Origin of the sequence: Bacillus sp. SRB_331 (assembly GCF_003264175.1) — a bacterium.
GTDB classification, from domain to species: Bacteria; Bacillota; Bacilli; order Bacillales; family Bacillaceae_G; genus Bacillus_A; species Bacillus_A mycoides.
The window spans coordinates 1-13065 of the sequence record NZ_NADV01000007.1 but is presented as its reverse complement, the minus strand read 5'-3'; the positions used below and the strand labels follow the sequence as shown (position 1 = coordinate 13065).

Sequence of the window (13065 nt, the reverse complement as noted above, 5' to 3'; positions counted from 1 at the left end):
TAATAACCTCTATCTTACTAAATCATCTCTGATTAAAGTTTTACTTTATTTTCCTAAACAAAATTGAGAGAACAATTGGTCAATTAAGCTTTCATGGACAGTATCACCAGTAATTTCACCAAGTATTTCCCACGCTCTTGTTAAATCAATTTGAACCATATCAATCGGAACACCATTTTCTATCGCTTCAATTGCATCGTTAATTGTTCTTCCTGCTTGTGTTAATAACCCGATATGTCTCGCATTAGACACATATGTCATATCCGCAGAATCAATTGTTCCTTCAAAGAATAAATCAGCTATTGCCTTTTCAAGCTCATCTATTCCTTGCTCCTCAATTAAAGATGTTGTAATAACACGATTTCCTACCGCTAAATCTGTAACACGTTCCATATCAATTTCTTGCGGTAAATCTGTCTTATTTACAATAACAATGAAATCTTTTCCTTGTACGGCACGGAATAGATCCTCATCTTCATTTGTTAAAGCCTCGCTATAATTCACTACAATTAACACTAAGTCTGCTTGGCTCATCATTTCCTTCGAACGCTCTACACCAATTCGTTCAACAATATCTTCCGTTTCACGAATTCCGGCTGTATCTATAAGTTTAAGTGGTACACCACGCACATTAACGTACTCTTCAATAACATCACGAGTTGTTCCTGCAATATCAGTTACAATTGCCTTTTTCTCCTGAACAAGACTATTTAATAGCGATGATTTCCCAACGTTAGGTCTACCGATAATCGCGGTAGAAATGCCTTCACGTAAAATCTTTCCTTGCTTCGATGTTTCTAATATCTTTGCAATTTCAGCACGGACATGTGTAGCTTTCTCAATTAAAATATTATGCGTCATCTCTTCTACATCATCATATTCTGGGTAATCTATATTCACTTCAATATGAGCTAATGTTTCTAATATTTCTTGACGCAGATGGCCGATTAATTTAGATAATCGTCCTTCCATTTGGTTAATCGCTACATTCATAGCACGATCTGTTTTCGCACGGATTAAGTCCATAACAGCTTCTGCTTGTGACAAATCAATACGTCCATTTAAAAAAGCACGTTTTGTAAATTCACCAGGCTCTGCCAGTCGTACTCCTTGCGCTAAAATAAGCTGTAATACTTTATTTACCGAAACAAGTCCACCATGACAGTTAATTTCTACTATATTTTCACGCGTAAAAGTCCTTGGTGCACGCATAATGGACACCATAACTTCTTCAATAACTTGATTTGTATCTAAATCGACAATATGACCATAATGAATTGTATGAGAAGAAACCTGTGTTAAATCCTTCCCTTTAAAAATACGATTGACTTTCTCAATCGCATCATCCCCACTTACTCGAACAATGGCAATTGCACCTTCCCCAAGTGCTGTGGAAATTGCGGCAATTGTATCAAATTCCATGTCCTTTCACCTCACTTGCTTATTTATCTCTATTTCAACATGAATTTTTTCCGTCACTAAATTATTAGGATACCATAACGAACCTATCTACAAAAGAATAATAACTCATTTTATTATGTCCTTATGTAAAAAACACTAAACTTATTCACAGTGGATAAGTTTAGTGTTTTTTAGTTATCCACATTTATTTTCTCCTCAAAAAAACCGGCACTCAATTGAGTAACCGGTCACTTGGAAGATATTACAACATACCGATGTGGTTCTTTTCCTTCAGAAGTTGTAATGATATTTTGATGATTAGATAATGCTTGGTGAATAATTTTTCGTTCGAAAGAAGGCATTGGTTCTAGAACAACTCTTTTTTTCGTACTCACTACTTGTTTTGCTAATCGATAGGAAAGAGATTCTAACGTATTTTTTCTTTTACTACGATAGTTTTCAGCATCCAGTGTAATACCAATATATTGCTTTGTATTACGGTTCGCAACAAGCTTTGTTAAATACTGTAAAGAATTCAATGTATTCCCTCTTTTACCAATTAGAACACCGATATTTTCACCAGAAATTGTAAATTCAACTTCGCGTCCTTTTACAATTTTTCTAATCTCAACTTCCACACCCATATTTTGAATAACATTTTTTAAATATTCTTCACATTCTTGGATTGGATCTTTTTTCAATACAACTTCTACAACAGCGGGGCGATTCCCAAATAAACCTAGGAACCCCCTCTTACCCTCATCGATAATATTTATATCTACTCGATCTTTCGAAGCATTTAATTGTCTTAAAGCATCTTGTACTGCCAGCTCGACTGTTTGTCCTTTAGCAGTAATCATACTCACTTGCTTGATCCTCCTGCCTTACTAGCCTTAATTTCAGGCCCTTTGATCATATACATTTGAGCGATACCAAAGATATTACCAACTACCCAGTACAATGATAGTGCTGCTGGGAAGTTAATTGCAAAGACTAAAATCATAATTGGCATAAGCCAAATCATCATTGCCATTTGCGGATTTTGTCCAGCCGTTCCTGCCATTGCAAGCTTTTGCTGAATAAACGTCGTAATAGCTGCAACAATTGGAAGGATATAGAACGGATCCGCCTGTCCTAAATCGAACCATAAAAATGTATGTTCACTAATTGCTGTTGTTCTCATAATCGCATGATAAAACGCGAATAAAATAGGCATCTGAACAAATATTGGTAAACATCCTGCTAATGGGTTTACACCATTCTTTTGATATAACTGCATCATTTCTTGTTGTAGTTTTTGCTGTGTTGCTTGATCTTTAGAACTATATTTCTCTTTTAATTTCACCATTTCTGGTTGTAACGCCTGCATTGCTTTCGTACTCTTCGTTTGTTTAATCATTAATGGTAATAATGCAAAACGAATGATAAGAGTTGTAACAACGATTGCTAAACCGTAATTACTACCAAATAATTCTGCAAAATACGTGATTAACTGAGAAAGCGGGTATACGAAATATTCATTCCAAATCCCAGTGCTTTTCGGTGTAATCGGTTGATTTGTTTCACTACAGCCGGTAGCAATTGCCATTAGCATAATAACCATGGCTAATAAACCTATTTTCTTTTTCAAAGCCTGCTCCTCCTTGTTTCGGTATGTATATAGTGTAATTCATTTCCTTACGCTACTTTTTTATTCTTTTCATACCAGAGCGTTTAAAGACATGAATTAAGCTTTTCTTTAACTCTTCATATGTCATCTCTGCACAAGGCTTCCTTGCTATTATAACAAAATCTTTTCCAGAATCTATCTCATCTTTTAATTCTATAATCGATTGGCGAATCATACGCTTAATTCGATTACGCACTACTGCATTGCCTATTTTCTTACTAACAGAAAGACCAATGCGAAAATGCGGCTGTTTTTCTTTATCTAATTTGTATACAACAAACTGGCGATTGGCATTCGATTGTCCTTTTTGGAAAACAGCCTGAAATTCATCATTCTTTTTTATACGATTTTTTTTCTTCATATCATTTGACACTCCTGTATTTCATCAGCGGAAACTCATTATTATTAGAAAAAAAGACCACTGAACGATCAGTGGTCTACGCAGATAATACTTTTCTTCCTTTACGACGACGAGCTGCTAGCACTTTACGTCCGTTTGCTGTGCTCATACGGCTGCGGAAACCATGTACTTTGCTGCGCTTACGTTTATTTGGTTGGTAAGTTCTTTTCATTATATGACACCTCCCTGAGGAATATCTGTTAAAGACAGTCTAATAAATTATAGTAAATCAAATAGGAAAATGTCAATGGTTCTCGAAATTTTCATCAAATATTCATTTTTAACCTATTCACAAACTTTTTCACAGTACCTATATTTCCTTGTGGATAAATATATTTTCTCTTTTTTGTATCCACAAACTCTTTTTTTACTTTTACACAGTATATCGTGTTGTGGACAAGTTTATTCCACAAGGTATTGATTTTGTGGATAACTTTCTTAAATTCATTGCTATAGCTGCTTTTTTTTGATATTATAGTTGTGTTTTCACTTTGAATAAGTTTTCCACACCTTTATTTTATCCACAATTTGTGTATAACATGTGGATAGTTTAAATCACATGTGAGTAAATAGTTGTCCACATGTGTTATTTTGTCGAAAACTCTATCTCGGATACTAACGACGTTTTTATATTTTAAAATACGTTTCGTATAAATATGCATTAGAAGTATTTACAGGTTGTACAATTGTTGCGCAACCTTATTCTTTTACCATCTTTGTAAAGGAGGGACACCTTTGGAAAATATCTCTGATTTATGGAATAGTGCCTTAAAAGAATTAGAAAAAAAGGTAAGCAAGCCAAGTTATGAAACCTGGTTAAAATCAACAACTGCTCATAACTTAAAAAAAGATGTATTAACTATTACAGCTCCAAATGAATTCGCTCGTGACTGGCTAGAATCTCATTATTCGGAACTAATCTCCGAAACACTTTATGATTTAACAGGGGCAAAACTAGCTATTCGTTTTATCATTCCCCAAAGTCAGGCAGAAGAGGATATAGATCTCCCTTCTGTTAAGCAAAAACACGCACATGATGAGTCTAATCACTTACCACAGAGTATGTTAAACCCAAAATATACATTTGATACATTTGTTATTGGCTCTGGTAATCGTTTTGCACATGCTGCTTCTTTAGCTGTAGCTGAAGCACCAGCTAAAGCCTATAATCCGCTCTTTATTTACGGGGGCGTTGGACTTGGAAAAACACATTTAATGCACGCAATTGGGCATTATGTAATTGAACACAACCCAAATGCAAAAGTTGTATATTTATCATCTGAAAAATTTACAAATGAATTTATTAATTCAATTCGTGATAATAAAGCTGTCGATTTTCGTAATAAATATCGTAATGTAGATGTCTTATTGATAGATGATATTCAATTTCTTGCTGGAAAAGAACAAACACAGGAAGAGTTTTTCCATACATTTAATGCGTTACATGAAGAAAGTAAACAAATTGTGATTTCAAGCGATAGACCACCAAAAGAAATCCCAACTTTAGAAGATCGCCTTCGTTCTCGCTTTGAATGGGGGTTAATTACGGACATTACGCCACCAGATTTAGAAACTAGAATCGCAATTTTACGTAAAAAAGCAAAAGCAGAAGGTCTTGATATACCAAATGAAGTTATGCTTTATATCGCAAATCAAATCGATTCAAATATTCGTGAACTAGAGGGTGCACTTATTCGAGTTGTAGCTTATTCATCTTTAATTAATAAAGATATGAATGCTGATTTAGCGGCTGAAGCGCTTAAAAATATTATTCCAAACTCTATACCTAGAATTATTTCTATTTCTGATATTCAAAAGGCTGTTGGGGGCGTCTATCAAGTAAAATTAGAAGATTTCAAAGCAAAAAAACGGACAAAATCCGTTGCATTCCCTCGCCAAATTGCGATGTATTTATCACGTGAACTTACAGACTCATCTTTGCCAAAAATAGGTGAAGAATTTGGTGGCCGCGATCATACAACAGTAATCCATGCTCACGAAAAAATTTCGAAGCTATTAAAAACGGATACTCAATTACAAAAACACGTTGAAGAAGTTAAGGATATTTTAAAATAGTAGTAGCTGAATAGTGTGAATAACTTAGCTTATTTTACGCACAGTCTATCCACATGTAGATAGACTGTTTTTACATCTTTAAACAGGGTTATCCACATATCCACAAGCCCTAGTACTATTACTACTACTTTTATATCTTTATTAAATAAATAAAATCTTATACTTACCGGAGGTTTTTCGTTATGCGTTTTACAATACAAAAAGACTATCTTGTAAGAAGTGTACAAGATGTAATGAAGGCAGTTTCTTCTCGTACAACAATTCCAATTCTTACAGGGATTAAAGTTGTAGCAACTGAAGAAGGAGTTACTTTAACAGGTAGTGATGCAGACATCTCTATCGAATCATTTATCCCAGTCGAAGATGCTGGAAAAGAAATTGTGGAAATTGAACAAACAGGAAGTATTATTTTACAAGCAAAATATTTTAGTGAGATCGTAAAAAAATTACCTAAAGAAACTGTCGAAATTTCTGTAGAAAATCATTTTATGACAAAAATAAGATCTGGAAAATCAGAGTTCAACTTAAATGGTTTAGATGCTGCTGAATATCCGTTATTACCACAAATCGAAGAACATCATGTATTTAAGATTCCAACAGATTTACTAAAGCACATGATTCGTCAAACAGTATTTGCAGTTTCAAGTTCTGAAACAAGACCGATCTTGACAGGTGTAAACTGGAAGGTATATAACAGCGAGCTAACTTGTATTGCAACAGATAGTCACAGACTAGCACTTCGTAAAGCAAAAATCGAAGGGTATAATATTGCCGATGAATTTCAAGCGAATGTCGTTATTCCTGGTAAGAGCTTAAGTGAATTAAGTAAAATTCTAGATGAATCTGAAGAAATGGTAGATATCGTTATTACGGAGTATCAAGTATTATTCCGTACAAAACATTTATTATTCTTCTCAAGATTATTAGAAGGAAATTATCCAGATACAACGCGTTTAATTCCAGCTGAAAGTAAAACTGATATATTTGTAAATACAAAAGAATTTTTACAAGCGATTGATCGTGCGTCGCTGTTAGCAAGAGATGGTCGTAACAACGTTGTTAAATTATCGACATTAGAACAACAGATGTTAGAGATTTCTTCGAATGCACCAGAAATCGGAAAAGTAGTAGAAGAGGTTCAATGTGAAAATGTAGATGGAGAAGAATTAAAAATATCTTTTAGTGCAAAATATATGATGGACGCATTAAAGGCTTTAGACAGTACAGAAATTAAAGTTAGTTTTACTGGAGCGATGAGACCGTTTTTAATTCGCACAGTAAATGATAATTCCATTATCCAATTAATTTTACCAGTCCGTACTTACTAAGTAAGGATTAAGGGTTGCTAGTGTAAAGGTACTAGTGACCCTTATTTGATTTGTGGGGTATTACTTTCCTAATGCTAGTTTATTTAGTACAATGAAAGAATGAACACTTTCAGAAAGTGAGCGATTTTATGAAACTTATTAAGATTTCAACAGAATACATTACACTAGGACAATTTTTAAAGTTAGCTGATGTAATTGATACAGGTGGCGCTGTGAAATGGTTCTTACAAGAATATGAAGTATACGTGAATCAAGAACTTGAAAATAGAAGAGGCCGAAAGTTATATGCAAATGATATTGTTGAAATTCCGGGAAGCGGAACTTTCCAAGTTCAGGCATAAAGGGGGATCCCTTTGTTTATTACAGAAATACAATTAAAAAACTATCGCAATTATGAGCATTTAGAGCTTTCCTTTGAGGATAAAGTCAATGTAATTATTGGTGAAAATGCGCAAGGGAAAACGAATCTGATGGAAGCTATTTATGTATTGGCGATGGCGAAATCTCATAGAACTTCGAACGATCGTGAACTCATTCGTTGGGATGAGGATTATGGTAATATAAAAGGTAGATTACAAAGGCGAAATAGTTCAATATCCTTAGAATTAAATATTTCAAAAAAAGGTAAAAAGGCAAAGTTAAATCAGTTAGAACAACAAAAATTGAGCCAGTATATTGGTGAAATGAATGTTGTTATGTTTGCCCCAGAAGATTTAAATCTTGTAAAAGGAAGCCCTCAAGTACGAAGACGCTTTTTGGATATGGAACTTGGACAAATAGCTCCGGTCTATTTGTATGAATTAAGTCAATATCAAAAGGTACTCACGCAACGAAATCATTTACTTAAGAAGATGCAAGGGAATAGTAAAAATGAGGAAACGATGTTGGATGTATTTACACTTCAACTTATTGAGCATGGTGCAAAAATTTTGCGAAAACGTTTTGAGTTTTTGCATTTACTACAAGAATGGGCTGCTCCAATTCATCGCGGAATTAGCAGGGGATTAGAGGAGTTAGAAATCGTTTATAAACCAAGTGTAGATGTATCAGAATCAATGGATTTGTCGAAAATAAAAGAAGTATACTATGAAAGTTTTCAATCTGTGAAACAACGTGAAATTTTTCGGGGTACAACTTTACTTGGTCCTCATCGTGATGATTTACAATTCTTCGTTAATAGTAAAAATGTTCAAGTCTTTGGTTCACAAGGACAACAACGAACAACCGCACTATCCCTAAAATTGGCTGAAATTGAATTGATATACTCAGAGGTTAAGGAATATCCAATTCTTTTACTAGATGATGTGTTATCAGAATTAGATGATTATCGTCAATCGCATCTGCTAAATACAATTCAAGGAAAAGTACAAACCTTTGTGACAACGACGAGTGTCGAGGGAATTGAACATGAAACATTGAAAGAAGCGAAAACAATTCATGTAACGAACGGCACGGTAGATTGTGAAATAGACAGAAAATAATTTCTGTTTAAATGGAAAAGTAGGTGATCTTTGTGTCAATGGAACAAAAGCAAATACAGGAAAATGCATATGATGAAAGTCAGATTCAGGTGTTAGAAGGACTGGAGGCAGTTCGAAAGCGTCCTGGTATGTATATCGGTTCTACAAGTGGAAAAGGTCTTCATCACCTCGTGTGGGAAATTGTTGATAACAGTATTGATGAAGCTTTAGCAGGATATTGTGATGAAATTAATGTCAGTATTGAAGAAGATAATAGTATTGTTGTAACAGATGATGGTCGTGGTATCCCTGTTGGTATACAAGAAAAAATGGGACGTCCTGCTGTAGAAGTTATTATGACGGTACTCCATGCCGGTGGTAAATTTGGCGGTGGTGGTTATAAAGTTTCTGGTGGTTTGCATGGTGTAGGTGCATCTGTTGTAAATGCTTTATCAACAGAATTAGAGGTATTTGTACATCGAGATGGAAAAATACACTATCAAAAATATGAACGTGGGGTCCCGGCTGCGGATTTAAAAGTAATAGGTGAAACTGATCGTACAGGAACGATCACACGCTTTAAGCCAGATTCAGAAATTTTTACAGAGACGACAGAATACGAATTTGATACATTAGCGACTCGTATGCGTGAGTTGGCGTTTTTAAATCGTAATATTAAATTAACAATTGAAGATAAGCGTGAACATAAGCAAAAGAAAGAATTCCATTATGAAGGTGGAATTAAATCATATGTTGAACATTTAAATCGTTCAAAACAACCGATTCATGAAGAACCTGTATATGTTGACGGTTCAAAAGATGGGATTCAGGTTGAGGTTGCTCTTCAATATAACGAAGGCTATACAAATCATATTTATTCATTTACAAATAATATTCATACGTATGAAGGCGGTACACATGAGGTAGGTTTTAAGACTGCGCTAACACGTGTAATTAACGATTATGGTCGTAAAAATAATATTTTAAAAGATGCGGATAGTAATTTAACTGGTGAAGATGTTCGTGAAGGCTTAACAGCAATCGTGTCAATTAAGCATCCAAATCCACAATTTGAAGGACAAACAAAGACGAAACTTGGAAATAGTGAAGCGAGAACGATTACAGAGTCTGTATTCTCAGAGGCGTTTGAAAAGTTCTTACTAGAAAATCCCAATGTTGCACGTAAAATTATAGATAAAGGGACTATGGCAGCACGTGCACGTGTAGCGGCTAAAAAGGCTCGTGAACTAACGCGCCGAAAGAGTGCTCTAGAAGTTTCAAGTTTACCAGGGAAGCTAGCTGATTGTTCTTCTAAAGATCCAGCAATTAGCGAAATTTATATCGTGGAGGGTGACTCTGCGGGCGGATCTGCAAAACAAGGACGCGATCGTCATTTTCAAGCGATTTTACCACTGAAGGGTAAAATTATTAACGTTGAAAAGGCACGTTTAGATAAGATTTTATCAAATGATGAAGTTCGTACAATTATTACAGCAATTGGTACAAATATTGGTGGGGATTTTGCTATTGAAAAAGCTCGCTATCATAAAGTTATTATTATGACAGATGCCGATGTTGATGGTGCACATATTCGTACCCTATTATTAACGTTCTTCTATCGTTATATGCGTCAAATCATTGAGTGCGGATATATATATATCGCACAGCCACCGTTGTTTAAAGTACAACAAGGTAAAAAAATTCAATATGCTTATAACAATAAAGAACTTGAAAAAATACTAGCTGAATTACCAGCTCAACCTAAGCCTGGGATTCAGCGTTATAAAGGTTTAGGGGAAATGAATCCAACTCAGCTGTGGGAGACGACAATGGACCCAGAAGTACGTTCGTTACTTCAAGTTTCCCTTCAAGATGCAATTGAAGCGGATGAAACATTTGAAATTTTGATGGGTGATAAAGTAGAGCCGCGTCGTAACTTTATCCAAGAAAATGCAAAATACGTGAAAAACCTTGATATTTAAGTGAGTAATGACAGGAATCTAAGTATTCCTGTCTTCTACATATAAATCAATGTATGTGTAACGGAAATGTAAGAGGAGGTGCTCGTTGATGTCAGACAATCAACAACAAGCACGAATTCGAGAAATTAATATTAGTCATGAAATGCGTACCTCATTTTTAGATTACGCAATGAGTGTTATCGTGTCTCGTGCATTACCAGATGTTCGTGATGGATTAAAACCAGTTCATCGTAGGGTTTTATATGCGATGAATGATTTAGGAATTACAGCTGATAAAGCATATAAGAAGTCGGCGCGTATTGTCGGCGAAGTAATTGGTAAGTATCACCCGCACGGTGATTCAGCTGTTTATGAAACAATGGTACGTATGGCACAAGATTTTAGTCAACGTTACATGCTTGTTGATGGACATGGTAATTTCGGTTCTGTTGATGGAGATTCAGCGGCAGCAATGCGTTATACAGAAGCAAGAATGTCTAAGATTTCTATGGAATTAATACGCGATATTACAAAGAATACAATTGATTATCAAGATAACTACGATGGTTCTGAAAGAGAGCCAGTTGTATTACCAGCGCGTTTCCCTAACTTATTAGTCAATGGTACGACGGGTATTGCGGTTGGTATGGCAACAAACATTCCACCGCATCAACTTGGAGAAGTAATTGATGGTGTGTTGGCATTAAGTCATAACCCTGATATCACTATCGCGGAATTAATGGAATATATTCCTGGACCAGACTTCCCGACTTCAGGTTTAATCTTAGGGCGAAGTGGAATTCGAAGAGCTTACGAAACAGGTCGCGGTTCTATTATACTTCGTGCTAAAGTTGAAATTGAAGAGAGAGCAAATGGTAAACAAACTATTATCGTAACAGAACTACCTTATCAAGTTAATAAGGCGCGATTAATTGAAAAGATCGCAGAACTAGTTCGTGATAAGAAAATTGAAGGTATTACAGATTTACGTGATGAATCAGATCGAAATGGTATGCGTATTGTTATGGAAGTACGTCGTGATGCCAATGCCAATGTACTATTAAATAATCTATATAAACATACAGCACTCCAAACAAGTTTCGGTATTAATATGTTGTCTCTTGTAAATGGAGAGCCACAAGTCTTAAATTTAAAACAAAATCTATATTATTATTTAGAGCATCAAAAGGTAGTGATTCGTAGACGTACTGCTTATGAATTAGAGAAAGCAGAAGCGCGTGCTCATATTTTAGAAGGCTTACGAATTGCTTTAGATCATCTTGATGAAGTTATTACTTTAATCCGTAGTTCAAAAACAGCTGATATTGCAAAACAAGGTTTAATGGAACGTTTCGGCTTAAGTGAGAAACAAGCGCAAGCGATTTTAGATATGCGTTTGCAACGTTTAACCGGATTAGAACGCGAAAAAATCGAACAAGAATATCAAGATTTAATGAAGATAATTGCAGAGTTAAAAGCAATTTTAGCAGACGAAGAAAAAGTTCTTGAAATTATTCGCGAGGAATTAGCTGAAGTAAAAGAGCGTTTTAATGATAAGAGAAGAACAGAAATTACAATTGGCGGTATGGAAGCTATAGAGGATGAAGATTTAATCCCAGAACAAAATATCGCAATTACACTTACTCATAATGGTTATATTAAGAGGTTACCGGCTTCTACGTACAAAACACAGAACCGTGGGGGACGTGGTGTACAAGGAATGGGTACGAATGATGATGACTTTGTCGAACATTTATTAACAACGTCTACTCATGATCATATTTTATTCTTCACAAACAAGGGTAAAGTATACCGTACAAAAGGATATGAAATTCCAGAGTATAGTCGTACAGCAAAAGGTATACCGATTATTAATCTATTAGGGGTAGATAAGGGTGAGTGGATCAACGCTATTATTCCAATTCGTGAATTTGGTGACGACCAGTTCTTATTCTTTACAACGAAACAAGGTATCTCTAAGAGAACACCACTTTCGTCATTTGCCAATATACGTACAAATGGTTTAATTGCAATTTCTCTTCGTGAAGAGGATGAATTAATCTCTGTACGCTTAACATCTGGTGATAAGGATATTATCGTTGGGACAAGTAACGGTATGTTAATTCGTTTCAATGAGCAAGATGTGCGTTCAATGGGACGTAATGCGGCTGGTGTAAAAGCAATTACATTAGGTGATGAAGATCAAGTTGTAGGTATGGAAATTGTCGAAGAGGATGTAAATGTTCTAATTGTAACCAAAAATGGTTATGGAAAGCGTACACCGATTGATGAATACCGCCTGCAAAGTCGTGGTGGTAAAGGTCTGAAGACTTGTAATATTACAGATAAAAACGGTAAGTTAGTAGCGGTTAAGTCTGTAACAGGTGAAGAAGACATTATGTTAATTACAGCAGCAGGCGTTATTATTCGTATGCCGGTTGATCAAATTTCTCAAATGGGACGTAATACACAAGGTGTTCGTCTAATTCGATTAGAAGATGAGCAAGAGGTAGCGACAGTAGCAAAAGCGCAAAAAGATGAAGAAGAAGAATCTAATGAAGAGGATTCGTCTGAAGAGTAAGAGTGGGGATTTCTCCCCCTCTTATTTTTTTATAATAATACTTGCATAGCAATAGGAAAGTGTATATAATAGGAAAAGTCAGCAAATGAGAGATACAAGTTATCGAAAAAAACTTGTTGACGAAAATAATATACTATGATATATTATGAAAGTCGCTGAAACGCGATGTTGAACTTTGAAAACTAAACG

At 35.2% G+C, this 13065-nt stretch carries 11 protein-coding genes; 6 read left to right on the top strand and 5 right to left on the bottom strand.

The genetic code is table 11. The features are described from left to right. Positions 1-45: 45 nt before the first annotated feature. From mnmE to rpmH, 5 genes are all read right to left on the bottom strand, one after another. The gene (gene mnmE / locus B5P42_RS03760; protein WP_113708782.1) at positions 46-1422 is read right to left on the bottom strand and encodes a tRNA uridine-5-carboxymethylaminomethyl(34) synthesis GTPase MnmE; all 1377 of its coding nucleotides are present in this window, start codon (positions 1420-1422) and stop codon (positions 46-48) included. A 227-nt stretch (positions 1423-1649) separates the two neighbouring features. Further along, entirely contained in the window at positions 1650-2267 is a 618-nt protein-coding gene (gene jag, locus B5P42_RS03755; protein WP_002166368.1) for an RNA-binding cell elongation regulator Jag/EloR, read from the bottom strand. After that, positions 2264-3031 carry a YidC family membrane integrase SpoIIIJ gene (spoIIIJ, locus tag B5P42_RS03750; protein WP_002089960.1) on the bottom strand — a complete coding sequence of 256 codons (768 nt, stop codon included), beginning with the start codon at positions 3029-3031 and terminating at the stop codon, positions 2264-2266. Before spoIIIJ ends, jag begins: the two co-directional genes overlap by 4 nt. A gap of 52 nt (positions 3032-3083) precedes the next feature. After that, positions 3084-3431 carry a ribonuclease P protein component gene (rnpA, locus tag B5P42_RS03745; RefSeq protein ID WP_002089963.1) on the bottom strand — a complete coding sequence of 116 codons (348 nt, stop codon included), beginning with the start codon at positions 3429-3431 and terminating at the stop codon, positions 3084-3086. A gap of 76 nt (positions 3432-3507) precedes the next feature. Continuing rightward, the gene (gene rpmH, locus B5P42_RS03740) at positions 3508-3642 is read right to left on the bottom strand and encodes a 50S ribosomal protein L34 (protein ID WP_000831901.1); all 135 of its coding nucleotides are present in this window, start codon (positions 3640-3642) and stop codon (positions 3508-3510) included. Between the two features lie 563 nt (positions 3643-4205). Between rpmH and dnaA the strand changes: the two genes are divergently transcribed. The 6 genes from dnaA to gyrA all read left to right on the top strand — a co-directional run bounded on the left by dnaA (position 4206) and on the right by gyrA (position 12876). Then, on the top strand, positions 4206-5546 hold the full coding sequence (gene dnaA / locus B5P42_RS03735) for a chromosomal replication initiator protein DnaA (protein ID WP_002016481.1): 1341 nt from the start codon (positions 4206-4208) through the stop codon (positions 5544-5546). Positions 5547-5728: 182 nt separating this feature from the next. Continuing rightward, entirely contained in the window at positions 5729-6874 is a 1146-nt protein-coding gene (dnaN, locus tag B5P42_RS03730; RefSeq protein WP_113733682.1) for a DNA polymerase III subunit beta, read from the top strand. A 128-nt stretch (positions 6875-7002) separates the two neighbouring features. Beyond that, on the top strand, positions 7003-7215 hold the full coding sequence (yaaA, locus tag B5P42_RS03725; RefSeq protein WP_002016484.1) for a S4 domain-containing protein YaaA: 213 nt from the start codon (positions 7003-7005) through the stop codon (positions 7213-7215). Positions 7216-7227: 12 nt separating this feature from the next. Then, positions 7228-8355 carry a DNA replication/repair protein RecF gene (gene recF, locus B5P42_RS03720; protein WP_002034987.1) on the top strand — a complete coding sequence of 376 codons (1128 nt, stop codon included), beginning with the start codon at positions 7228-7230 and terminating at the stop codon, positions 8353-8355. Positions 8356-8393: 38 nt separating this feature from the next. Further along, complete coding sequence (gene gyrB / locus B5P42_RS03715; RefSeq protein ID WP_033708486.1) at positions 8394-10316, top strand: DNA topoisomerase (ATP-hydrolyzing) subunit B; 1923 nt, start codon at positions 8394-8396, stop codon at positions 10314-10316. Between the two features lie 88 nt (positions 10317-10404). Continuing rightward, positions 10405-12876, top strand: coding sequence for a DNA gyrase subunit A (gene gyrA / locus B5P42_RS03710; protein ID WP_002034984.1), 2472 nt, complete (start codon positions 10405-10407; stop codon positions 12874-12876). The last annotated feature ends 189 nt before the right edge of the window (positions 12877-13065 follow it).